This window comes from Spirosoma areae, assembly GCF_054781775.1.
On the sequence record NZ_BAAGTT010000016.1, the window covers coordinates 226,023 to 250,494 of the forward strand.

At 52.8% G+C, this 24,472-nt stretch carries 15 protein-coding genes; 8 read left to right on the forward strand and 7 right to left on the reverse strand.

The features are described 5' to 3' along the window. The first annotated feature begins 10 nt into the window (after positions 1–10). Both ACYVI1_RS07045 and ACYVI1_RS07050 read left to right on the forward strand, forming a co-directional pair. Positions 11–2,137 carry a xanthine dehydrogenase family protein molybdopterin-binding subunit gene (locus tag ACYVI1_RS07045; RefSeq protein ID WP_460908217.1) on the forward strand — a complete coding sequence of 709 codons (2,127 nt, stop codon included), beginning with the start codon at positions 11–13 and terminating at the stop codon, positions 2,135–2,137. Positions 2,138–2,264: 127 nt separating this feature from the next. After that, complete coding sequence (locus ACYVI1_RS07050; RefSeq protein WP_460908219.1) at positions 2,265–3,830, forward strand: glycoside hydrolase family 28 protein; 1,566 nt, start codon at positions 2,265–2,267, stop codon at positions 3,828–3,830. Between the two features lie 205 nt (positions 3,831–4,035). Here ACYVI1_RS07050 and ACYVI1_RS07055 read toward each other — a convergent pair whose 3' ends face one another. From ACYVI1_RS07055 to ACYVI1_RS07070, 4 genes are all read right to left on the reverse strand, one after another. Then, the gene (locus ACYVI1_RS07055) at positions 4,036–5,196 is read right to left on the reverse strand and encodes an NAD(P)-binding domain-containing protein (protein WP_460908221.1); all 1,161 of its coding nucleotides are present in this window, start codon (positions 5,194–5,196) and stop codon (positions 4,036–4,038) included. 240 nt (positions 5,197–5,436) lie between these two features. Further along, on the reverse strand, positions 5,437–7,932 hold the full coding sequence (locus ACYVI1_RS07060; RefSeq protein ID WP_460908224.1) for a bifunctional YncE family protein/alkaline phosphatase family protein: 2,496 nt from the start codon (positions 7,930–7,932) through the stop codon (positions 5,437–5,439). Between the two features lie 247 nt (positions 7,933–8,179). Continuing rightward, positions 8,180–8,668: a hypothetical protein gene (locus ACYVI1_RS07065; RefSeq protein WP_460908226.1), complete on the reverse strand. Its 489-nt coding sequence runs from the start codon at positions 8,666–8,668 to the stop codon at positions 8,180–8,182. 161 nt (positions 8,669–8,829) lie between these two features. Further along, positions 8,830–11,571, reverse strand: coding sequence for a bifunctional YncE family protein/alkaline phosphatase family protein (locus ACYVI1_RS07070; protein WP_460908228.1), 2,742 nt, complete (start codon positions 11,569–11,571; stop codon positions 8,830–8,832). 347 nt (positions 11,572–11,918) lie between these two features. Between ACYVI1_RS07070 and ACYVI1_RS07075 the strand changes: the two genes are divergently transcribed. From ACYVI1_RS07075 to ACYVI1_RS07085, 3 genes are all read left to right on the forward strand, one after another. Beyond that, positions 11,919–12,974 (forward strand): sialidase family protein, encoded by a 1,056-nt coding sequence (locus ACYVI1_RS07075; RefSeq protein ID WP_460908781.1) that lies wholly within the window; start codon positions 11,919–11,921, stop codon positions 12,972–12,974. 69 nt (positions 12,975–13,043) lie between these two features. Continuing rightward, positions 13,044–13,937: an alpha/beta hydrolase gene (locus tag ACYVI1_RS07080; protein WP_460908231.1), complete on the forward strand. Its 894-nt coding sequence runs from the start codon at positions 13,044–13,046 to the stop codon at positions 13,935–13,937. 92 nt (positions 13,938–14,029) lie between these two features. Beyond that, positions 14,030–15,037, forward strand: coding sequence for an SMP-30/gluconolactonase/LRE family protein (locus tag ACYVI1_RS07085; protein WP_460908233.1), 1,008 nt, complete (start codon positions 14,030–14,032; stop codon positions 15,035–15,037). Positions 15,038–15,059: 22 nt separating this feature from the next. On the opposite strand, the gene ACYVI1_RS07090 is transcribed toward ACYVI1_RS07085, so the two are convergent. From ACYVI1_RS07090 to ACYVI1_RS07100, 3 genes are all read right to left on the reverse strand, one after another. After that, positions 15,060–18,353 carry a CotH kinase family protein gene (locus tag ACYVI1_RS07090; RefSeq protein ID WP_460908235.1) on the reverse strand — a complete coding sequence of 1,098 codons (3,294 nt, stop codon included), beginning with the start codon at positions 18,351–18,353 and terminating at the stop codon, positions 15,060–15,062. Positions 18,354–18,604: 251 nt separating this feature from the next. Further along, a complete protein-coding gene (locus ACYVI1_RS07095; RefSeq protein WP_460908237.1) occupies positions 18,605–19,372 on the reverse strand; it encodes a cupin domain-containing protein in 768 nt (255 codons plus the stop codon). A 119-nt stretch (positions 19,373–19,491) separates the two neighbouring features. Beyond that, the gene (locus ACYVI1_RS07100; RefSeq protein ID WP_460908239.1) at positions 19,492–20,805 is read right to left on the reverse strand and encodes a T9SS type A sorting domain-containing protein; all 1,314 of its coding nucleotides are present in this window, start codon (positions 20,803–20,805) and stop codon (positions 19,492–19,494) included. Positions 20,806–21,047: 242 nt separating this feature from the next. Between ACYVI1_RS07100 and ACYVI1_RS07105 the strand changes: the two genes are divergently transcribed. From ACYVI1_RS07105 to ACYVI1_RS07115, 3 genes are all read left to right on the forward strand, one after another. Then, positions 21,048–22,073, forward strand: coding sequence for an SDR family NAD(P)-dependent oxidoreductase (locus ACYVI1_RS07105; RefSeq protein ID WP_460908784.1), 1,026 nt, complete (start codon positions 21,048–21,050; stop codon positions 22,071–22,073). 154 nt (positions 22,074–22,227) lie between these two features. Further along, on the forward strand, positions 22,228–23,079 hold the full coding sequence (ypfJ, locus tag ACYVI1_RS07110; protein ID WP_460908241.1) for a KPN_02809 family neutral zinc metallopeptidase: 852 nt from the start codon (positions 22,228–22,230) through the stop codon (positions 23,077–23,079). Between the two features lie 224 nt (positions 23,080–23,303). After that, positions 23,304–24,434 (forward strand): DUF5005 domain-containing protein, encoded by a 1,131-nt coding sequence (locus ACYVI1_RS07115; protein WP_460908243.1) that lies wholly within the window; start codon positions 23,304–23,306, stop codon positions 24,432–24,434. Positions 24,435–24,472 lie beyond the last annotated feature (38 nt).

Here is a 24,472-nt window from a genome sequence, read left to right on the forward strand (position 1 = left end):
TCATAATCTCATGAAGGATAACAACAAAACTGTTGGCGCACCCATCAGCCGCATCGACGGCATCGCCAAGGTGACCGGCAAAGCGGCTTATTCGATGGATCATCCGGTGAAAAATCCGGCCTATGCCGTGTTGGTTAAAAGCACCATTGCCGCCGGAACCATCCAGAACATCGACTCGGCGGCAGCCGAGAAAGCGCCCGGTGTGCTGGCCGTTATTACCCATCTGAATGCGCCGAAACTAACTGTTAAGGGGGGACTGCGTGGGGGTGCTTTGCTGCAAAGCCCTGAGATTGAGTTCTTCGGGCAGCACATCGGCATTGTGGTGGCCGAAACCTTCGAACAGGCCCGTTATGCGTCGCGGTTGATCAACGTTACGTACACTAAAAAACAACCTAAAGTCGATTTCGACAAGCTGGCTGACCAGGCTCGTCCACCCAGGGATAAAGAGAAAGCCGACGCCAAACGGGGCGATGCAAAAGCCGCGCTCAGCCAGGCCATCTACAAAGTGGAAGAGGTGTTTGAAACGCCCATTGAACACCACCACCCGCTGGAACCCCACGCTGCTATTGCCGAATGGGAGGATAACAAAGTGACGCTCTACAGCAGTGCACAGATTGTGAATGGCGCTCAAAGTGCCGCGGCCGCTACGCTGAATCTGAAGCCGGAGCAGGTACGAATCGTTTCGCCCTACGTCGGCGGTGGTTTTGGCTCAAAAGGCGGGCAGTGGGCCAACCTGGCGCTGGCAGCCGTTGCGGCCAAACACGTGAACCGCCCGGTTAAGATGGCCCTGACTCGTCAGCAAATGGTGAACTCTGTCGGATTGCGGCAGCGGAATCTCCAGAAAGTGAGTCTGGCGGCAACGGCCGACGGCAAGCTGCTGGCGCTGGCACACGAGATTACGACCCACTGCGCCATCAACGACGAGTTTGTGGAACCCTGTGGCGATTGCTCAAAAATCATGTACGACACGCCCAACTCGCTCATTACGTACCGGGTGGTGCCTATGAACCTGATTCTGCCGACCTACACGCGCGGCCCCGGCAAATCGACGGGTAGCTTTGCCCTCGAATCGGCCATGGATGAACTGGCGTACAAACTGAAAATGGACCCGATTGCGTTTCGGATCAAAAACGAACCCGAACGCGATCCGTCCAACGGCAAACCCTGGTCGTCGCGCACGACGGTGCAATGCCTGCGGGAAGGGGCCAACGCGTTTGGGTGGGACAAACGCAAGCCCGAACCCCGCCAGAACCAGCAGGGCAATTACTGGATTGGCTACGGTGTCTCGGCCGGAACGTACCCAGCCCACCAGCGCCCTACCTCAGCCTCGGTGAAATTGAAACGCACCAGTGATGTTGTAACGGCCACCGTTGAACTGGCCGCGGCAGACCTGGGTACGGGGACGTACACCATCCTGACGCAAACGGCCGCCGACGCGCTGGGGCTGCCTATTCAGCACGTCAAGGTGAAAATTGGTGATTCGGACCTGCCCCCGGCGGCTGGCGCAGTGGGTTCGGTGGGTGCTGCCAGTTACGCCAATGCCGTGAACGATGCCTGCCGTCAACTAACGGAAGAGTTGGTGACCAGGTCCGGCAAGCAGTTTTTTGCATCCCCGACAGCCGCGCAGTTGATGCGCTCTGAGAAACTAACCGACTACCAGACGCGGGTCGACAGTAAACCACCGGAAAGCGCCGAGGCTTATTCGGCGCATAGCTTTAACGCCAATTTTGCGGAAGTAGCCGTGAACAAGTCGACGGGTGTGGTGCGCGTAAACCGGTTTCTGGCGGTGACTGGCGCGGGAACTATTTTAAATCCCAAAACCGCCCGTTCGCAGATCATCGGCGGCAACGTCTGGGGCATCGGCATGGCGCTGACTGAAGAGTCGGTGGTTGATCCACGCTGGGGAAATTTCGTCACCCGCTCCCTGGCCGATTACCACGTACCGGCCAACTTAGACATCGGCGCAATGGAGGCTATTTTCATCCGCGAGAAAGACGAGCACGTCAACACGTTAGGCGTCAAAGGCATCGGCGAAGTAGGCATTGTGGGTGTTGCAGCCGCTGTTGCCAACGCCGTTTTCAACGCCACCGGTAAACGAGTTCGAGACTTGCCCATTACGCCGGATAAGCTGTTGTAAGAATAAATACTGAGGAGCTAAAAACCACACTCATTAGTGCGTTATAAGTATTGGGCGTGGTTTTGGTAGTAAAAATTCCCGTTGGCATCGGTAGCCGTACCGTTGGAACAGGCTTTTACCGATAGCTATGAAATCGACTCTCTTTCTCCTCGTACTGGCGCTGCTGACTGTCTCCGCATGGGCGGCTCCGCTGGTGTACAACATCCGCGATTATGGGGCTACGGGCCTCAAACAGGACAATGCTACCGAAGCCATCATGAAAGCCATTACAGCGGCCAAACATGCCGGTGGGGGTGTGGTGCAGGTGCCACCGGGGGATTATCCCTGCCTGTCGATTGTCCTTTACGATAACATCACCCTGCAGATTGACGCGGGGGCCATCCTCTACATTGATTTGCCCAATCCTGATTTCAGAGCAAGGGGCTTTATCTATGCCGAGAAAGCCAGAAACATAGCCATTCGGGGCCAGGGGAAAATCGACGGGCAGGCCAAATACAAGTGGTCTGACTACAATTATGCCGACGTAGAAATTGAGAAAGAGGTGGCCATTGCCAAACAGGCGGGCGTGGAGATGAAGCGTAGCTACCGGGTCGGTAAGAGTACGTTTACGCTGCTGTTTAAGGAATGCGAGGGCATCACGATTGACGACGTAACCATCGAAAATAGCTCGCTCTGGTGTATGCGTATCTGGGGATCCAATCACGTAACCATTCGGGGGGTTACTATCCGGTCGGACCTGAAAATGGGCGTAAACTCCGACGGCATCGACCTCGACGGCACCAGCAATGCACATATCTCTCACTGCACCATCTCAACGGGCGACGATGCCATCTGCCTCAAATCCGGCACCTGGGACTTTTCGGGCCAGGGCCAGTCGTATCCCACCGAAAATATTGTTGTCGATAACTGCATCCTGACAAGCTCATCAACGGCCCTGATGATCGGAACGGAGACGTTTTCGCCCATCCGCCACGTCATTTTCAGTAACTGCGTGATTCGACAATCAAACAAAGGCATTGGTATCAATGTGCAGGACGGAGCCACCATTAGCGACATCACCTACTCGAATCTGACCATCGACCTGCTTCGCCGGCACTGGAACTGGTGGGGCAGCGCCGAGGTGTTTTACTTCGTGCTGAAAAAACGAACGCCAGCGTCGGCCATTGGTACCATCCGGAACATCACGGTTGATAACGTCATCGCGTATGCACAGGGGACAAGCCGCCTGATCTCTACCGTTGACAAACCGCTGGAAAACATTCGCATCAACAACCTCCGGGTCTATATGGAACCGGAAGCCACGCCCGACAAACGGACCTCGAATGCCCTGTTCTTTTCGGGTGTCGATGGATTACAACTGACCAACGCAGCCGTTTATTGGCAGGATACCTCGCCCGAACCGGGCTGGCAAAGTAGCGTTGTACTCAATAAGGTAAGTAACTTTCAGCTACGAGGTATTTCGGCGCGGCAGGCCCACCCATCGTCGCCCCTGCCTGCCGTATCCATGACCGACTGCACGAACGGAATGATCAGTGAGTGCATAGCCCAGCCCGGCACCGGCACGTTTGTCGCCATTGACGGAGCCGCTACCCACAATCTGGTTCTGCATACGAATTACCTGAAAAACGCCCGAACACCCCTATCGCTTAACAAAGCCGTTGCGAAGGGTAGCCTGGTGTATAAGCCCTTCTGAAATCCTGCATTCAAAGAGATTAGCTAAAATTCTAAACGAGGACTCAAGCGCAGCAGCGTCTAACCGAAGTGTAAACAGGTTCACCAGCAGCCAGCACGGCTGGTCGTGTCGGCAAGTTGGGCGGTCAGGCACCATCCTGATTCGGGCAGGAGCTGAGAAACTGACACGTTAACGCCAGCCACCCGCAAATTGCAGCGTAGGCATACTATAGTGAGCCGTTAGTAGCCGCTGAGAGGGCACGGCCAATCAATCGCGCGGCTGTACGAACGCCGACGGTAAAGCCAAAAAAGGGGCCAAAGGATTGCCCGGCGGCAAAGCTGCTAAAGTACAATCCGGGAACGCTGCTCTGAAACTGATGGTCGAGCAAGGGAAACCCGTTCTTGGTGGCCAACGCTTCCTGAATCGGCTCGGATAGGAACGGTAACCGAGCCACATTGACCTGATAGCCAGTAGCCAACAGAACCTCGTCAATGGCAAGTGTCTTTCCTGAGCTGAGCTTTATGCTGAGTGAATCGTCTGCCTGTAGGCTGGCCGACACCACCTCCGTGTGCGGGTGTAGGCTTACTTCAGGGTGGTCAACCCGCTCTCTAAGCCACGGTTCAACTTTGAGCCTGCCTTCGGCCCAAAGCTTATACCGATAGTGTTCCTGCCCGGCATCGGATAAGTCTCTAAACCAGGTCGGCTGCTCAGCCATGTGTTCAACAATTTTCTCAACCCAGGACCAGTCGGCCTCTTCAAAACGGGGCGTGTCGTGGCGGTAACTGAGGTGAATATGTGCAGCACCGGCTTCCCGCAACAAGGCCGCCGACTCAAACGCACTTTGCCGTCCACCAATTAGCAACACCCGCTTACCCCGAAAGACGGCCAGATCAACCGCATCACAAGTGTGTTGATAACGCCCTGCTGGCAACAAAGCCACCAGATTGGCCGGCAAACAGGTAAAGTACTGGAAACCGATGGCCAGCACGACGCTCTGGGCCCGAATCGTATCGCCGTTATCCAGCTCAGCCGTAAACGAGTGGTCATGCTGACTTAACAGGCGAACACAGGTTGGTGTTACGGCAATACCAGCCTGTTGGCTGAACCAGTCTATGCAGGCGATGTATTGCTCCCGCGAAATCGGGTCAGTCGACAGGCGGGATGGGTAGTGAGTCGTCAGAAAACGGTCGATGGTCCATTGGTGATCGGGGTCGAGATACCAGGTAGCGTTTGAGCGGAGCAACATTCCCTGGGGCATATGTTGTTTCCAGAATTCCATGGGTTTGCCCACGATTTGGTACGCGCACCGACGGTGCTGTAAATAAGCGGCTAAGCCCAAACCAAAGGGGCCTGCACCGATAATTAGCGTCTGCGTTGATTGATGCATAGTTCGGGTTAGGGAGTATAGCCAATCCGGGTTACAAACACTAACAGGGTTAATAGCCCTAAAACTGCCTAAAAAAGTCGTTCAGTCAACTGTAGCCAGTCCACTGCCAACGTCCTGGGGCTTGCCACTCAATCGGTTAGCTTAGTAAACCCGCTTAGATCGGTTATTTTTGGCTTTGTGACGATGGTGGCAGTTGGCTTTTTTAAGCGCCTATCCTACATCGGCCAGCTCGTGTAGCCTTTAATCATCGTCATCGCCCGTTTCATCTTCTTCTTTCCCTAACCGCACGAAGGCTCCCCGACGAGGAGCGGGCATGACGCTGGTTGAGCCGCGCACCGTTTGCCAGACGATCTCGCTGAAAATAAGGTCATCAATCTCGTCGGGGCGGGTTAGGTTGAATTGGGACGAGCGTTTTGAATTTCGGTTGACGGCTACGTTTTTCTCGTTCAGGTCGATGCCAGGTTCACGGGCGGTGAACGAGGCTGGATTCGTCTTTTTGTCGAAACACCGCCACATGGGCGTAGCTGCGGCATCGTACTGACTCATGGGTTTCAGGCCCAGAATCAATTCAATCGTTCGCAACATGCCGGAGGTCGAATACATGGTATGATCAACAAAACCGCGTTTCACAAAACCACCAGCCACAAACGCAATTGAGCGGTGAGCATCCACATGGTCGGGACCGTTTTGGGCATCATCTTCCAGAATAAACACGACCGATTCGTTCCAGACTGGACTTTTTGAGAGGTGTTCGACAAATCGACCTACCGCCAGGTCATTATCGGCAATGGCGGCTTCGGGCGTGGGCATACCAATGCGGGCACCCGACGTGTGGTCGTTGCCAAACCGCACCGTATTGAGAGTCGGTAATTTTCCGGCGGCTACCAATGCATCAAAATCTTTTTCCCAGGCTTCCTGCCGCCTGCTGTCCATATAGCCCAGACCATAGCCTTTAAATGTTGGGCAGAACTTACCATCCACTGTTTTAATATTGGGCTTTTCATCGTCGGCAAACCACCCATAGGTGCGAAATGATATACCCGCCCGCAGGCAATGGTCCCAGATAAACCCGTCGCGCGGGTGGGCAATTTCCTTCTGGCCTTCGTAGTCATAGGTGCCACCCCGACCACCATAACTGTTGACCCAGTTTTTCTCGACGTAGTCATTGGCATAGGCGGCCGCCGACCAGTTATGCCCATCGGCGCTCACTTCGGCATCGACGTAAAAATTATCCAGCAGGACAAATTCTTTCGCCAGCGCGTGTTGATTGGGTGTTATTTTCTGCGGAAATAAACAAAGCGACGCATCGCCATTCCCCTCCTTCATGTCGCCCAGCACCTGGTCGTAGGTGCGGTTTTCCTTGATGATGTAAAACACATACTTGATGGGTGTTTTATCGCCTACCCGCATCGGAATTGGGTTGCCCGCTTCGCCTTCCGCGTTTAACTCTTTGTTTTTTGTGTAGGGCGTGTTGGCATACACTACCCGTGAGTAGGCCCCCAGAACCTCGTTGTCGGGTATGTCGATGATGGAGAGTGTGCCTTTGAATAAGCCGCCGATGTACTGGATTGGTCCTGGGTTAGCCTGTGGGTTTGGGCCAACCTGTTGAGCAGTGCGGGTTCGTACCGGATTTGGCCCTCTGGGGTTGGCTTTCGAGGAAAACCCCTTCCCGTTGGTAACGAATAATTTGGAACCAATCACTTTCACCGACGTTGGATACCAGCCGGTCGGAATAAATCCGCTCGACTGGCTGTGGCCTTTCCGCCTGACATCGAACACCGCCAGACAGTTGTTATCGGCGTTGGCGATGTAGAGCGTAGTCTCGTCATCGCTCAGGGCCAGACTGTTCGGGGTGGTTCCTACGGGAGCATTCGGGAAGAGTGAAGTTGTCAGCGTTTCGATAATCTGCCGCTTCGCCACGTCAATCAGCGCAACTGTATTGTCGTTGCCGTTTGCAACAAAAAGATGCTGGCCGTCGCGGGTCAACAGCAGGTCGTTGGGATTTTTATTTGTGGCAATTTTGCTAACGATCTGTTGCGTATTGACATCAACGACCAGCACGCTGGCGCTACCCCAGACCGACACGAAAAGGGTAGTCTTATCCGCTGAAAGCAGGCACGTATAGGCAGCCGCCCCAACATTTAGTTTATGCAGAACTTGCCGGGTTTTTGTATCGGCGATGTAGAGCGAGCTGTCTTCTTTCGTGACCACGTAGAGTCTGTTCCGGGCATCATCGACGCACAAACCCGCTGGCGAAATTTTGGTGGGCCAGGGTTTGCCAAGCACGATTGGCTCGTCGGGTATCAACTGCTCGTTCTCAATTTTATAAGCCAGAATTTTGTTGTCATTGCCGCCCGACGCATACAGCCGCTTCTCATCGGCGCTGAAGGCCAGCCCCAGCCAGGATTTGCCAACTTTTGCGGTATCAAGAATTTTTTCGGTACCTGCGTCAATCAGCGTAATGCTTTGGGTGCTTTGGCCATTGTTGGTAATGGCAATGTATTTTTTCGACGGGGAGACGACTAAATTCAGTGGTAAATCGTCCAGGTCGAGGCTTCGGCCCGGCGGAGTGAGCGCCCAGCCATTCGGTAAGTTAACGCGGGCAGCCGCTAATTTTTTATACGTTTCGGTCTCTTCCGATGCGGCCGTTGAGCCGCTTTTCCGCTGGCAGCCGACCGTCATTGACAGAAGCAGAAGGGCGCTGACCGTGTAGGTGAAGGTTGAGTGTTTTGTCATGGAAGAGATACCCAGAAAGTTGTTACTGTATAATCGGGATTTCGGTAGATTCTACTGAATGCCCTAAGTAGAACAAAGCTATTGCTTCAGCCTGTATAAGTGACATTACGATTTTGTGAAGTATAGGCTGACATTAGCCTTTGCAGGAGCGCATAGCTAAAATGACTAAATAAACGTGAATCCAGGCGTCAGCAAACATACGGTTACCAACCTGAAAGCGCTGACTACCGGCTGGTCTCTCAGTTTCCTATAGCGAAGCCGGTGCCCAGGTACCTAACTGCTTGAGGACTTTATAGAGCATGGCAAAATTGACGCCCGCTAAGAGGGACATGGGAAGGCGTCGATATATCAAATCCGTTGCGATAAGCCGGTCGATTAACGCCAGAGAAAAGCGCTTATCTAATTCAAGTTGAATAGGAATTTGAATCAGTACTGTTGACAGTAAGGTAATTAGATAAAAAAGTAAGGCTACCCAAATCATCCATTGAGGGATAAGGGGTGGTCGAAACCAAAATAAGAGTAACAGGGGAATGGCCAATAAGAAAAAGAAAATAACAAAGAAAGGAATAATGAGGGCACTATCAATTTGATGAAAGGCCGGAAACTCTTTGGCTCCTACCCCTCGCCAGGTACGGTAAGCCACTAATGAATTGGTGGTACCAGCGCCAAACACGTAAAAGGCCAGAAAAATATACACGGTAAATACAATAGCTGAAAGACGGTTTCTGGTAGTCATGGACTATTCGTTTAAAGTGTTTCCGCTTAAGGTAGTCCATTTCTGTTGTGTAATCCTCTGTATATGAATTAACTTGTAAAAATACCAGTCTTCTATACGGTCGCGTTAATCTCATACCTTAACGGATAGAAACGACTGAATTCCAGAATTCACCCTGTTTTCTAATCATCATCGTCTTCTTCCTCGGCACCGGCTAACTCGGCGGGGTAGCGTTTTTTGCCTTTGGCCGTGAACCACAAAATCCGATTGAGCAGGTCATCGTGGCCCCGGTCAATAAAATCAAAGCCGTAGCGAATCGATTGTTTTGCAAACCGCAGCGCGTCGCCTTTCAGGCCCGCAGGCGATGGATTCATTTCGGTCAGGTCGATGCGGTTGGGCAACGATTTGTAGGCGAATGACAAATCCGGTTTGTCGGTGAAACAGTCGAACATGGGCAGGGCCGTGGCGTCGATGACGTTCATCGGCGGCAGACCCAGAATCTGCTCCATCGTCCGAACAACGGAAGTCTGGTTGTAATTGGTGTGAATGGTTTTTTGCAGCCGCGAGTACGGGCTGATGACGAACCCGGTTGTCCGGTAGGCCGATAGATGATCCCAGCCCGCCTGCGAGTCGTCTTCCGTGATGAAAATAACGGTCGAAGCGGCAAACCGGCTGTGGGTCACTGCGTCGACAATTCGGCCAACGGCCAGGTCATTATCCGCAACCATGGCCCGTGGGGTCGGGAAGGCCGGATTCGTACCGGCAGTATGGTCGTTGGGCAGCGACATAACCATCAGGTTGGGCAGGTCGGCACTGGGGTTGGCGGCTGTTTCGTTCAGTTCTTTAATAAACGCATCGGCCCGCATCTGGTCGCTGATGGTTTCGTCGTCGCAGCCCGGAAAGTTCATGGCCAGTATGGGCCTCACCCGCGAAATGGTTGTGGTGTTGGTGTAGGAAAACGGTTTGCCAGCCTGCTGCGACTGATACAGGTTTTTCCAGTTGTATTGTTTTTTGTCAAACTCGCAGGTGCAGGCCTCGCCGTAGATGCGAACCGTTTTGCCGTGGTCGAGGGCGTTGTTCCAGATCAGCCCTTTTTTGTCGTACACCATTGCATCATACAGTACGTGCGGGTAACTCCGAAACCAGGCCCGCACACTCTTCTCGGTATAATCGGTGACCATTGCCGCACTTGCCCAATGGTGCCCCTCTGCCGACGATTTGCCCGAAACGTGGTAGTTGTCCATCAGCAGATAATCCTGGGCAAAACGGTGCTGATTGGGCGTGATACTATCGCCAAATATGCACAGCGAAGGCATTCCACTCCCCTGCGGCATATCGCCCAGCACCTGGTCGTAGGTGCGGTTTTCCTTGATGATATACAGGACGTGTTTAAAAACCGATGGCTCACCGATGCGTTCGGGCACCGGTTTGGGGGCCACATTCGGGCGGGGCATCTGCTCGGTTAAGGCCAGGCGAAACTGAAGGCTCTGCTGGTTTACTTTCTCTGTAAACGCGGCTAATTCAGTCTCATTCGGCACGGGAATGAAGGAAATAGAGGCTAATTGTTTGTGCGAATTGTAGGCTTTAATGGGTGCCTGCCCCGAATTTCTACGCTGTCCACTCAGGTCAACCGGATTGGCGACCCGTGCGCCAACGGCTTCGAGATTGGTTACGTAGAGTTCGTTATTATTCAGCACAAGTCCCGACGGATACGCCTGTGTCGGAATATAGCCGTTGATGGTATTACTGCCCGTACCGGCCGTAGCGGCTTTACTGCCCAGCCCAACCACGCAAATGGCATTATCAAGCCCATTGGCTACGTAGAGCGTGGTGCCCTGCGGATTAATCGCTAACGCATTGGGCGTACTGCCGATGTAGCCATTGCCCCGGTTAAACAGGCCCACAAAAATAGAATCCGTAACCTGCTGACGCTGCACGTCAAGAACGGAAACGTAATCGCTGTTGCCGTTGGCTACGTACACAAATCGCCCGTCGGGGCTGCTGATGATGGCGTTCGGATGCAGACCGACGGGCAATTCCCGCTCGGCTTTTCCCTGTCGTATGTCAATCACCGATACCGTTCCCCGCGCCATCGCGCCCGTTTTCGGGTCAATGTAGGCGCTGCCCCAGGGAATACCGGCCGTTTCCAGCCCGTCGGCGGCATTGGGAACTGGCCCGGCCCAGTTGGTCACGTAGGCGTTGTCGCCAACGAGGGCCAGGCCATAGGGAGCCACCCCGGTGGGAACTGTCCAGACAAGTTGCTGATCCGCTACCCGAACTTTAACGAGCTGGTTGTTGCCATTCAAAACCGTGTACAGATACAATTCGCCAGTCTCTTCCCGAATGGCGACTTCGTTGGGTAACGCAATGGTTGCCGGGGCAACCGGCTCGAACGGAATGGTGCGAACCAGCCGGGCGTTTGCTCCGTCCCAAACGGCCTGCATCACGTAGGAATTCGGTTTTCCGCGGCCACCCGCGCCCCAGAAAATATAGGTTGAATCGTGATGAACGATGGCCTTAATGCCCGAAAATGAACTCATGCTTCCTCTCAGCGCCGACCCTTTGGTATAGTCCCAGCGCGAAATCAGTTGGCGCGATTTTACGTCGAAAAAAGCCAGCCCGAAGCGGTCTTCAACAACCAGCGTTTTTCCATCAGGCAGCAGTACGGCGTCTAAGCTGTGGTTTTCAACGCTGGCATCACCGAAACGAACGGATTGCCCGGCCCCGTCGATTAGGCGGTTGTAGGGCATAATGAAGGGCGACGTATCGCCGAACAGCGTACTGTCGTCGGTGGCCGTTTTATAGGAAGAAGCCAATTTTCCCGAACTTCCAGCCATACTGCCAGCACGACGGCATCCGTCCAGCAAAAACAAACTGAAAAGAGCAGACAACAGGTAAGTAATCGACGTAACGTTGCTTTTCATAGAGAACAGGTGTTAGATACTATAGTAAAGGATACCAGGGCCGAACGTATTGGCCTCTTGGCAAACGTATCGGTTCATTCGCATTAGCTACGTTGCCCTGGATTAATAGATCGTGAACCTTATTTATCGGTTGGTATGCAATGCCCGATAATGACCTCACAGCCCTCATGGCCGAGGTGTCATTGCCTGTTTTTAAGGAAGTCGTTACGTTGTTTCTTATACTGTTTGGTACGGAGCGGTGGGAACTTCCCGGAAAAATCTACTTCCGGATTCACGTTATTTGTTCGTATAAACCTTCAGTAGTCATGCCCAGTGCACCGCTCACCGCTAAAAAATAAATCAGTATGATGATCAACCCGCTCTACACAATCAGGCTCCTCCTGCTTGCACTTTATTTTACCAGCCCAGGCAGTTTTGCCCAGCCAGCCAACCCGGCTGTTCTTCAGAAAGAGTGGATTTATGAACAGGCCCCGTTCCCGGAGTGCCATGCGTCTACGGTGGCCGAAACCCCGCAGGGGTTGGTGGCTGCCTGGTTTGGCGGAACACACGAACGTCACCCCGACGTGGGTATCTGGCTGAGCCGTCAGGAATCAGCACGCTGGTTGGCGCCCGTTGAGGTGGCAACGGGCCTACAGCCCGATGGTAAACGACTGCCCTGCTGGAATCCGGTGCTTTTTCAGATACCCAAAAGCGACCTGCTTTTGTTTTACAAAGTTGGCCCCAGCCCGTCCACCTGGTGGGGGATGCTGAAACGGTCGGGCGACGGGGGCAAAACCTGGTCGCCCGCCGAGCGATTGCCTGATGGAATTGCCGGCCCTATCAAAAACAAGCCGGTGCTGCTCCCTTCGGGCGTGCTGCTTTGCCCCAGCAGTTCGGAAGACCATAACTGGCGGGTGCATTTCGAACAAACCAGCGACTGGGGTAAAACCTGGCAAAAATCGGCACCCATCAACGACGGAGTTGATGATGGCGCCATTCAGCCCAGCGTTTTGTTTCATCCGAACGGGCAATTACAGGCGCTCTGCCGCAGTCAGAAAAGCGGCTTTATTCTGGAAACCTGGTCGAAAGACGGTGGTAAAACGTGGTCGTCGCTGCAAAAAACAGAACTGCCCAATCCGAACTCCGGCACCGATGCCGTAACGCTGGCCGATGGGCGGCAGGTGGTGGTTTATAACCCAAGCTCACCGACGCCGGGTCAGTTCGGGGGACCGCGCACCCCCCTGAACGTGGCTATTTCCAGCGATGGCAAACGTTGGAAAACCCTGGCCGTACTCGAAAACGAACCGGGTGAATATTCCTACCCGGCAGTAATCCAGACGGCTGATGGTCGCGTACATGTAACGTACACCTGGAAACGCAAGCGCATCCGGCACGTCGTTCTTGACCCGAAGAAGGCGTCGTAGCCTATAGCTGACACGCTGCCAACCCAGTTCCCACACGCCCTTCAAGGACTTATGACAAGGCTTTTTACCATGCTTCATTTCCGTTTACTCTGGCAGATTCCTGCCGTTTTGGTTCTCTTCCTGACGATTTTACTGCTCGCGAATGAATACGCCGTTGCCCGGTCCAGCCGACGCACCAAAGACGTTGCTTATGTCTCGGCAAATGCGCCTGATTTTGATGCCATTCGTCATCGACTCGATGTGTATGCGCCTAAACAGGCATCGGCGGTTGCCCGGCCTGTGGTGATGTTTATTCACGGAGGAGCGTGGGATAGTGGCAGTAAAAACCTCTACGCATTTGTGGGTCGGCGGCTGGCAAAACAGGGCGTAGTGGCCGTGCTTATCAATTATCGGCTTGCGCCCGGTGTGCAGGTGCCCGCAATGGCCCATGATTGTGCCCGCGCCATGCAGTGGGTTACACAGCACATTGCCGGCTATGGGGGCGATTCTGCCCGTATTTTCGTGATGGGTCACTCGGCGGGTGGTGGCCTGGCGGCTCTGCTGGCTACCGATGATCGATTATTCACTAAAATTGGCCTGAGTCAGAACCCCGTGAAAGGCGCTATTCTCGACGATCCCGGCGGCCTGGACATGTTCGATTATCTGCAAAAAATGGCGTATCCCGGCGATGACAACTACCTCATTCCGTTCGGTAAAAACCCCGCCATCTGGCGCGACGTTTCGCCCCTTTATTACCTTAAAGCCACAAGCCCATCCATGCTAATTTATGTAGGCGAACGCACGTATCCGGGCATTGCCAGCAGCACGCGGAAATTCAATGAGCAACTGCAGGCCTTTGGTGTAAAGCATGAATTTACAGTTATGCCCGGCAAAAAACACGTTGGTATGGTTACGCAACTCTTCTGGAAAAACAACATCATCTACCGCGATTTGCTCAACTTAGTGGGAGCGCAGAGTAAGTAAAACGGGTTCTGTCGAACAGTCTGTTTACGGCCGGTAAAGCGTGGTGGCCTAATCAATCGTGCGTACCTTTAAGCGATTTACACCTTCAGATTATGCGCCGAAATACTACTTTCTCTTGTCTGCTGATCGTTGCCGCGCCAGTCATCTGCCCGTTCTCACTCCAGGCGCAGAGTACGGCGGCTTCCGATACTCATCGTAGTAAAATTGCGTTTCAATTACCGGAAACCGGACTCATTACCGAGGGTATTGCCTACGATCCGCAGACTGGGTCGTTTTATGTGAGCAGCGTTCATGAACGTAAGCTAATCCGCTATTCAGCTAAACGCGAAGCCACGGATTTCTCGCAGCCAGGCGATAGTTTGTGGGGTGTTTTCGGGTTGAAAATTGACGCCCCCCGGCGGTTATTATGGGCGTGTAGTTCAGCGCTGCCACAGGCTAAAGGGATTACTGCCGCAAGCGAGGGGCGTACCGCACTCGTGTCGTATAATCTGGAAACCAATCGATTAGCGCAGGCATATCCGGTAGCAGCCGATGGGAAAGCCCATTTGCTGGGCGATCTGACCGTGGCATCCACCGGAACCGTATACAGTACCGATAGCCGGACGCCCTGGATTTATCGGCTGGCGGCTGGCGAAAAAACCGTAACGCCTTTCCTGACCGATTCCTTATTTCGCTCGTTGCAGGGCTTAGCTTTCTCCGCAGATGAACAAACATTATACGTTGCCGATTACCGGCGCGGGCCACTGGCTGTTAACATGGCCACCCGGCAGGTGACGCGCCTGTTGTGCAGGCAACCCGTTGATCTAAGTGGCATTGATGGGTTGTATGTCTATCAGAACAGCCTGATTGCTATTCAGAACCGGGTGAAACCGTTTCGCATCGTCCGGCTGCATCTGGCTGCAAAAGAACCCGTTATCGAGCGGGTCGAAACGCTGGAGATGGGCCATCCGCTTCTTGGTGAGCCGACGCTTGGGGTGTTGGTTGACAGACAGTTCTATTACATCGCCAACAGCCAGTGGGATGCCTTCGATGAGGCTGGTAAACCCGTTCCAAACTATCCGGCGCAAAAACCAACCATTTTGGTGCTGCCCGTTAATTGAGAAATCCGCGTTCCCATCCGTATCAGTTTTGCTGAAGAAAGAGGGCGGCCGTGCTGGTCGTGTGTTGCAGCTTTGCATTTGAGCCAAACTCGACCTGTTTCGCCACCGCATTGGGAATCGACAGGGTGACAATGTGCCCATCGTTAATTCTGACTGCATCGCACAAGGTAGGCACACGCCCACAACTCCAGGTACTGCTGGCGCTCCAACTCCCCGAGGCTACACTCTCACAGGAACCCCGGCTGATAATAATGTCGTCTAATCGAAGTTCATCGCGTGCCCCCGATGTGCCCACACTCGTCCAGTAGTACTGCCATAGCAATTGTACGTAGGGTTTATTGAGCAGATTAGCCGGAAGCGCAACCGGGCCAATAACCTGACTATGACCAGCGGTTGCATTGCGGACATACTCGACCGGATTGTTGGCCCCATCCAGTAAATCCTGAAACAGGCCACTATCGCCCAGTCGGTAGCGCAACCGGATCGCGTACTGGCGTGCATTGGGCGTAACGGTACCGCCCGTCCATTGAATGGAGGCCTGGGTTAGCCCGGTGGTTCGCAGGGCCAGTAACGCGCCCCCCAACTGACCGCCAATATACCCTGGGTTGGCGTTGCCGGTATTGATGAAAGAAATGCCCTGCGCGCCTAAGCCTGTAATGCGAGTACGCGAACTAAAGTTGTAGCCCCCCGTGACCGTATCGGCAATACTGGCAGTTAAGGGTGGATCAACTGCGTCCATAGAAACAAAGTGCATATTTGAGGGGTAGGTAGCCGAGAGCGACGTTGGTACCCAACTGTCAAAGCGATACGCGCAGGCTAACAAATTGAATGCGTTGGGCCGGGCATCGAAGCGAGTATCGAGGTCGAAAACGGCCAGCAGACTTCGGTTGGCGGTGGGGTTGAAAGTCAGGGCCGTATCGGTCGCAATGATGGTGTTGGCTTCTTTCCAGTAGAGGAACATATAGCCGGGTTGCGCTTTGGCTACCAGCGTAATTGGATTACCCTGAAAATAAATACCCGTCCACGGGTAGGGTGTGGCGGCTACACCAACGGTGGAGGGCAGAATATCGATGGTGTTGACTTTAACGTACCCCTGAGCCTGATTGGACACATTGACCGTCAGGCTTCGATTGGCCGTCAGACCGAATTTCGTGCGGATGTGATCGCGGGCGTAGGCGGGCCGCTGTTCCGCAAAGGTCTGAATGGTATTTAGGTTTGTTTGCCAGCCAGAATACGTGTTGCCCGACTTCCACCGGTCGAAGTGCTCAGGCATAGCCGGATCGTATTCTGTTTTGAAAGCGGTTAACAAATCAACCGTTCGGGTTGGGTTAAACGTGGTGTTGAGCAGATCAGCATAGCGATTGATGAAGTAGGATTTGAAGGCAGGAATGTCGAGCAACCGACGAAAAACAAGAGTGTAGTTGTTCGTTTCCGTTGCCAGATTGACGGTATTGTGGGTGAACGACTGCGCGAACGAAAGGCCAAAATCCATGTCCTTCATCATCCACCGCCAGCGGCCATCGTGTCCAATAGGCGCATTGGGTACATATTGACTGGTGCGTTTTCGCCAGAGTTGAACATTGTTGTCGGGCCAGTCGGTGTTAGCCGAATAAATCTCTGCGATCTGATAATCAGCGAAATTGTCAACATCTATCTGGGTATTCACATACGAGTAGTTAACGGGATTCGTCGTTGCGAAATAGGTAGCCAGCGCATCGAAACGCACTAAGTCGCCCTCCGTGGCTTCAAAAGGCCCGGTTGCGTAAGCAATCTCGGCCATATCCACGCTGTCGGGATCGACCGTATAGTTTCGGTTGATATAAAACCGGTCATACCGTTCATAGAGGGCATGCACCCCCCAGTATTCGCCATTCACAAAGACCACACTGGGGCGGTTCGCCTGGGTGTCGAATCGTAAATGCCGCACCATCGTTTGCATATAGGCGTCAATAATCAGGCTGTATGTCCAGTCGTTGCCGCCATTCCGAAGCAATAGCCGATTGTAGAATTGCGAGGCTGGTCGATTACTGAAGAAGGGATACTTAAAATCGGTGTTGCCATACAGCCGGAGACTTTTACGGGGAAACGCCCGTGAACAGCCCCCGTTGATTCGCAGCTCAACGAGTTGATTGATGACGGGCGAGTTGTTGACAAAAAACTCTACATTACCGGAACGCTCCCAGGCATCATCCCGTTTTGAATAGTTGCCTTCCGTACAAATGGTGGCGGTTTCGGTCGGGTAGGTTGCCCGCCAGGTATCAAAACCAAGTCCGGGCGTATAAATGCCGGTGTTGTAGTCGAAAAAATGTTTTTCGGTAAGCGCAATCGACACCACCGGCATCGAAAAGCGGGCTGTAGCTGGAGTAACGAAATAGGTCTGGGTAACAATGTCGCTGGCAATGGCATTTGGCTTATAGGCCACTGCCCGCACCACCGTTCCTTTAAAGACAGGTGTCGTTGGAAAATAGGTGGGTGGTGTTTCAGCACTGCCCGACTTCACCGACTCTTTGTTGGGGCTGCTGGTTCGGTCGCTGATGGCAATACTGGTCGAGTAGGGGAACGTCTGATAGCTGCCTGTCAGGAAAGGGCCATACGGGTCTGATGGTCGTTCGGGGTAGCTGTTTTTATAGGCAAACGTAACCGAATTTGGCTTTGTTGGGTCAGGGTCGGACCCGTCGAGTGTATAATAAATCGTAACTGTGGAGTCCGGCGAGGTCAAACTAAGATTAACATCGCTGGTATAAAAACCACCTGCCTGGGAGAAAACCGGTGCCATTAAAAACTCAGTATAGCCGGTCTTGCCGTTGTTAGACGTTCCGGGGCTGGTGTTATTGGCGCTCTTCTGAAAAAATAGCCACGTAGCCGCGCCGTTGGGTTGGCGTCCCCGCGAAATGTCGGTGCGCTGGGCACCGAAGGAAAGGCTGTCAACAACGACGAACGTATTGCTGATGGGCCGATAAATGCCGATTTGTTCGCCGTCAGCAGCCAGTTTGAAGGGCAGATGCGTAGGGCCCCGGCTGACAAAATCGCTGGCCCACAAAATCAGGAAGCCATTGGCGGCAAGGGTAGTTTGGGTCGAGCCGGTGGGGAGTTGGTATTTGGTGGGGTTGTTCAGGTCATCAGTAACATAGTAGCCGCCAATAGAGACCGAGAAGGAGTTAGGGTTGTAAATTTCAATCCAGTCCTCGTAGGCACCGGTGCCATCGGCAATAGTGGTGGCGTTGGAGGCCATAAACTCATTAATGTACACCTGCTGACTTCGCACTGTCAAACAAATGCTTAGCATACCGCTCAGAAGAAGTACAAATTTTTTCATGGACGAACGGCTGGATTAATACCTGATAATCAGGTGATTGTTGTGGATCATAGCAATAGAGTACACAGATGCAGCCAGACAGAAGGCAGGCAGACAAAACGCGGATTTACCGGTATTGTAAGGAGAAATAGAGCAAAAAATGTACCGAAGCCGTATAAAATCAGGTCAATACCTGTGATTTTGTTGATTATATCAATAATATGGTTACTTGATAATATGTTGTCTAAGCTGCTGATTTACTGTATCATGCATCAATTGAACTGAAACGCGAAGTATGTACAATTGCTCTGACTGGTGTTTTGAATGGCGTGAGGAACGTTGGACTCCAGAAAGATGAGGTCGCCGGTGGTGGCTGCATGTAATTTCCCATCAATACTCTCCTGGGCCGTATTCTCAACCAGCAGCAGAATCTCGGCGGCCCGGTGCGTGTGGGGCGGGTGGCTCCATAACCCCTTGTTCAGCGTCGTGACGTGCATCTCGAACCGTTGGGTCATGGCCGTAGCACGGTCAAACATCCGCCGGATGCCGCCCTTGTCATGCGGCTGAAACGGTACGTCGTTCCAGTCTACCCAGAACGAACCGCCTGCTTTCCGGCCCCGTTCCAGGTTGCCCGGCTCTTTCGATTCGTACCGCATAACGTAATACGTTGCCGGTGAGGCTTCTTTGTTATCGAAGCCATGTTCGTCGCCGGGCATAATCAGCGCGATGCTACCGGCGCCTAATGTTTTTGTTTTGCCCTTAATGGTTACCGTCAGCTTTCCTTCTTTAATGATAATTAGCTCTTCGTCGTCATGTTTATGAGCCGGATGCGGGGCCTGATGCGGTTGTAGTGTCGTGGCATGGATTTTCAGGTGACGGAAATCGGTGGTTGTGCCCTCCAGAAGGGTTCGCTGTTCCGTAGCGGGCTTCTTCACAACCGGCGCGTCGGCCCATACATATACAGTAGAGTTGACGGATTGCGCTAGCGTTAGGTTGGTTGCAAGTATAATGAGACTGAGTAAAGCAAGGCACGATTTCATATCGGGGAAGGTTGGGAGTCCCCTCTGTAAAGTACGGCCTGTAGTCTGGCTACTCCCAATTCACTTTATTCTGTGTCTAACGCCCAACTCAATGAAATTTGACCCGCCTGATTACTGACTTAATGTTGGCCTGACTTGATAACCTTACGCATGAAATGCTGCTCGCCGATACGAAGACTGACAAAATAAATACCGGCAGGAAGATGATCCACTGGAATCGTTTTCGTAATTACCGCTCCGTTTTTCTCGCCCGTCACCGACGACTGTAGCTGCCCGGTTGCCGAATACAAGTCAAGCACATAAAGGCCGGTTATGGGTGTACTGAACGTTATGCTCAATTCATCGGCGAAAGGGTTTGGTTTTAAGGTTAGCGCATTGTCGGCGCTGCTCAACACAACGCCAACCGTTTTGGAATAGGCGTGCGTACTGTCCAGGTCGACTTGTTTCAGGCGATAATAAAACGTGCCGTCCGTCGCTGTTCCATCCGTCCACGCATACTGCCGGGAACCCGCCTTGTCTGACTGGGAGGCAATGCGGGGACTGACGGTTTCAAACGTAATGGCATCGGAACTGCGCTCGACCAGAAAATAGGCAAAGTTCTGTTCCAGTGAAGTTGTCCAGCTCAGGCGCACGCCCTCGGCAGACGGTTGCGCCTGAAATGAGGTTAGGCGCACCGGTAGTGCCGCATAACACCCCCCGCCCGCCGACGAATTTGAGCAATTGGCACTGACCGTTGCGCTGCCGAATTTATTGGGATTGGGAATGGCGCCCGACAAACAGACATTGATGCTGCTGGTGTTGGTGAGCACCTGATTGAAATTGCCAACGCTGCCCCGAATGGCATAGCAGCCTTTATTGTTGGTGGTAGATGAGTTAAGCTGGTCGTTTTTGGTAAAGTTATTGGTATTAACTATCCCGTTGTTGAGGCATACGCTTCCGTTGCCGTTGATGCCAAAGTTGTTGTTGACATACAGGATTCCTCCCTGTTCGACAATCAGCTTGCCGTTCACGTCTAAATTAGAGACAGTTAGGGTTGCACTATTTTCAATAATGAGCGTAGCCCCGCCATTGATCGCACTCAGCGCAGTCAGCGTGAGGCTGCTTCGGATTCGCAGGGTACCACCACTATTCAAGGCAAAATTCAATGGATTCATGGCCGTGCTGCCGCCGTAAATAACGGTGCCTCCGTTGATATTGCCACCATTGATCTGGCCCGCGCCCGATACGCAAATAACGGCTGAACCACTCAGATTCAGATTATTGATTGAGGTCGTTACGCAGTAGGTGCCGGTACTTAGATTCTGATTGCTGGCTGTGAGTGGGATACAGCCCGCACAACTCGGCAGAGCTGGTACTGTGCATTGACTCCATACATTTACCCGGATTAAAAGCAGACAGCAAAGCGTGAACGTACTGAGTAGACTATTTTTCATGATATAGATCAAATAAGGAATTTAAATCACCGGTAAATATCAAATTTTATATTTTTATTTAAAAAAATATGCCGGAATTGTTTACTTACGGAGTGCATTACTTAATAATTATTCCTTTAACGGGTTTCGTTTACCTGGCTAAGCCTGCTGAAGTTAGTTCTGCTGGTGAGATCACAGCTTTGGCTGATTCATAACTTTCTGCCCGAATGGCGGTTAGTTTAGTTGAACGACATGAATTAGCTATGGGTGTTTCGATTCAAACCAAAACCCTGTTGTGGGGACTCGCTGCCGTTGGCGCATGGGTAGCCGTTAAAAAAGGAATGGCCTGGAAACGCAGGATTAATTTTCGGGATAAAACAGTGGTTATCACCGGCGGCTCACGCGGGCTGGGGCTTGAAATGGCCCGAATCCTGGCGCAGGAAGGCGCGCACCTTGCCATTTGTGCCCGCGATGCGGATGAACTCGCCCGCGCTCAGGCTGAACTCGAACCCTACGAACGTAAGGTGTACACCCAGGTCTGCGACATTACCGATAAACTTCAGGTTGAGCACTTTATCGAAAATACCCGGCAGGCCATCGGACCCGTGGATGTGCTCATCAACAACGCCGGTGTGATCATCGTGACGCCCTACGACCATGCTACGGAAGATGACTTTCGGCAAGCCATGGACACAAACTTTTGGGCGGCCTTCCACATGGTCAATGCCGTGCTGCCGCAAATGATGCTTCGGCAGGAGGGGCGCATTGTGAACGTGGCTTCGTTTGGCGGCAAAGTGGCCGTGCCGCATCTGTTGTCCTACTCCACCAGTAAGTTTGCGCTTGTTGGTTACTCAGAAGGGTTGCGGGCCGAACTTCATAAACACGGCATTTACGTCACCACCATTTGCCCCGGACTCATCCGCACGGGCAGCCCGCGCAATGCCATCTTCAAGGGTCAGAATAAGAAAGAATATGCCGCGTTTAAACTCAGCGGTTCAATTCCTTTTTTCACCATCGACTCCACCGACTGCGCTCGCCAAATCATTGATGCCTGCCGCTATGGTGAAGCCGAACGCATTATTAGCCTGCCCGCCAAATTAGGCGCTTCGCTTCAGGGAAGTGCCCCAAATTTGGTTGCCGAACTAATGACCGTTGTTAATGGTGCCTTACCCGAACCGGGCGGCATTGGCCAACAGCGGGCTTTAGGCAAAGAAAGCGAGTCAACGCTATCAGAATCCGTACTAACGACGCTGACTGATCAGGCTGCCAGGGAAAATAATGAGTTATAACCCTACGCCACGAATTTGTGGATCAAAAGCACGCTTGACCTGGCTTGACGAATAATTGCCTGGTTATTAAACATTTTACCGGCAGAAACAGTAATCTTGCCAGCAGAACTAAGTAATTACTTGTGTTATCACCATTTATTAACGAAAAGAAATCATGCGTTGGTTAGGAGGACGTGAAAGCGATAATGTTGAAGACCGCCGGGGAAGCGGTGGGGGAGGGCTGCTCGTTGGCGGTGGCATTGGCACCGTTGTGATAGCCATTATTGTTACGCTGCTGGGGGGCGACCCATCGGAAATTCTGAACCAGAGAAACTCGAATCAGGCGACGGAGGCTCCTGCCGGTCCACAGGCCGATGATGCGGCTGCTTCGTTTACCCGGAAAGTATTGGCCAGTACGGAAGATGTCTGGACGAATATTTTCGCCGACCAGGGCGGTCAATACCGAAAACCGGTGTTAGTGATGTTCCGAAGCATGACCTCCTCGGGTTGTGGAACGGCATCGCGGGCATCGGGGCCGTTCTACTGCCCCGCCGACCAGAAACTATACATCGACCTGTCGTTCTATGATGAACTCCGTGAACGATTTAACGCGCCGGGCGATTTTGCCATGGCCTATGTCATTGCACACGAGGTAGGCCACCATGTTCAGAAGCAGATCGGCGTGATGGACAAAACCGACGAACTGCGTAGCCGCATGAGCGAACGGGACTACAACAAAGTGTCGGTGCGGCTCGAATTACAGGCCGATTTTTTTGCTGGTGTGTGGGCCAATCACGCCCAGGGACAGAGCATTTCCATCGATAAAAACGACGTTGAAAGCGCACTGACAGCCGCCAACGCCATCGGCGACGACCGGATTCAGGCCCAAACGCAGGGTACCGTTGTTCCCGATGCGTTCACGCACGGCTCCTCAGCCCAGCGCGTATACTGGTTCTCCAAAGGCTTAAAAACCGGCGACATCAACCAGGGCGATACCTTCTCCAGCCGAGAAGATTCCAATTTGTAGTGTAGTAGTGGGAGTGGTCAAAACAGGGTGCTGTTACGGACATGCTATTAGCTATCATGTCCGTAACAGCACCCTGTTGCCTGTAGATAATTATAGGATTCAATCAAAGTTGCTAACAGACACACCCATCCGGGCGGTAGGGTTGACGGTTGCTGAGTAGAGTAGCTTTGTCCGGCGATTTACTTTTTTGCTGACTAAACGCTTACTCACTAAACGCTTACTCAATGAAGAACCCTGTTTATCTGCTGGCTGGTATGCTGCTGGCAGGATTGTCGGCCTGTAGCCCCGATCCGCTATCATCACCCAATCCGAATACGTTGACCGGAGCACGCCAGGCAGCGTTGGCACCCGAAGCCCAGGTTGATGTGCAGTATACTAATTTTTTCACCCGCTACGCTGCCTGGAATGGTGGCGATGGGGTTTATTCAACTTTGCTGCCCGATGGGCGTATTCTCTGGACGTTCGGCGACACGTTCCTGGGGCTCGTAAAGCCAGACCGGAATCGATTGCCCAATCAGAACGTAATGGTTCGCAACGCGGTGATGCTCCAGACTGGCGAAACATTCGACGGCTTTAAGACGCTGAACCAGGGGGCCAATACCACAAATGCGGGAAAAGCGTGTTTTGTTCATGCCCAGCAGCAAGGTGGCAACGACTGGTATTGGCCGCTGGATGCGACCGTCTATGCCAACAAAGTTCAGGTAGCGCTAAGCCATATCCAAAGGACTGGAACAGGTGCCTGGGATTTCAAGAATGCTTCGGTTGATATTGCCATCTGCTCGCCTGCTACGGGAGGAAACATTGAAAAAATTATTGTCAACAAATACCAGGGGCAATGGGGATACGGCGGGGCACTCTGCGAAGCTGCCGATGGCTATACCTACATTTATGGTGTTATGCACGGAACACTAACGACGAATGTTGTTGTGGCCCGCGCTCCGCAAGGTGACCTGACAGCAACCTGGCAATACTGGAACGGCAGTCAGTGGGGAAGTCAGCCTAATCCCTATTCAATCTATAAGGATGCCTCCGACCAGTTCAGCGTATTTCAATCCGGTGGCAAGTACTACCTGTTCACGCAGGAGATCATTTTTGGCCGCCGGCTGTTTCTGTCGGAGTCGAGCAGCCCGGTTGGCCCCTGGACCAATAAGCGACTGCTCTATACGGTTCCTGCCGAACATGGTAGCGGCAAGGTTTTCACCTACAATGCCCTGGTGCATCCTGAACTGTCGAGAAACGGCGATTTGATGATTTCCTATTGTGTCAACGCGACTAATTTTGCCGACAATTTCAACAGTCCGGGCAGTGCAGATCGATACCGGCCCTATTTCATCCGGGTGAAGAACTGGCAATAAAGCTGGTTCGCTACAATAGACCTAATGCACCCGTTCAG

Excerpts from the sequence above, each read along its gene's own strand:
- ACYVI1_RS07045 (WP_460908217.1), top strand. The coding sequence starts at position 11 with ATGAAGGATAACAACAAAACTGTTGGCGCACCCATCAGCCGCATCGAC.
- ACYVI1_RS07050 (WP_460908219.1), top strand. The coding sequence starts at position 2,265 with ATGAAATCGACTCTCTTTCTCCTCGTACTGGCGCTGCTGACTGTCTCC.
- ACYVI1_RS07055 (WP_460908221.1), bottom strand. The coding sequence starts at position 5,196 with ATGCATCAATCAACGCAGACGCTAATTATCGGTGCAGGCCCCTTTGGT.
- ACYVI1_RS07060 (WP_460908224.1), bottom strand. The coding sequence starts at position 7,932 with ATGACAAAACACTCAACCTTCACCTACACGGTCAGCGCCCTTCTGCTT.
- ACYVI1_RS07065 (WP_460908226.1), bottom strand. The coding sequence starts at position 8,668 with ATGACTACCAGAAACCGTCTTTCAGCTATTGTATTTACCGTGTATATT.
- ACYVI1_RS07070 (WP_460908228.1), bottom strand. The coding sequence starts at position 11,571 with ATGAAAAGCAACGTTACGTCGATTACTTACCTGTTGTCTGCTCTTTTC.
- ACYVI1_RS07075 (WP_460908781.1), top strand. The coding sequence starts at position 11,919 with ATGATCAACCCGCTCTACACAATCAGGCTCCTCCTGCTTGCACTTTAT.
- ACYVI1_RS07080 (WP_460908231.1), top strand. The coding sequence starts at position 13,044 with ATGCTTCATTTCCGTTTACTCTGGCAGATTCCTGCCGTTTTGGTTCTC.
- ACYVI1_RS07085 (WP_460908233.1), top strand. The coding sequence starts at position 14,030 with ATGCGCCGAAATACTACTTTCTCTTGTCTGCTGATCGTTGCCGCGCCA.
- ACYVI1_RS07090 (WP_460908235.1), bottom strand. The coding sequence starts at position 18,353 with ATGAAAAAATTTGTACTTCTTCTGAGCGGTATGCTAAGCATTTGTTTG.
- ACYVI1_RS07095 (WP_460908237.1), bottom strand. The coding sequence starts at position 19,372 with ATGAAATCGTGCCTTGCTTTACTCAGTCTCATTATACTTGCAACCAAC.
- ACYVI1_RS07100 (WP_460908239.1), bottom strand. The coding sequence starts at position 20,805 with ATGAAAAATAGTCTACTCAGTACGTTCACGCTTTGCTGTCTGCTTTTA.
- ACYVI1_RS07105 (WP_460908784.1), top strand. The coding sequence starts at position 21,048 with ATGGGTGTTTCGATTCAAACCAAAACCCTGTTGTGGGGACTCGCTGCC.
- ypfJ (WP_460908241.1), top strand. The coding sequence starts at position 22,228 with ATGCGTTGGTTAGGAGGACGTGAAAGCGATAATGTTGAAGACCGCCGG.
- ACYVI1_RS07115 (WP_460908243.1), top strand. The coding sequence starts at position 23,304 with ATGAAGAACCCTGTTTATCTGCTGGCTGGTATGCTGCTGGCAGGATTG.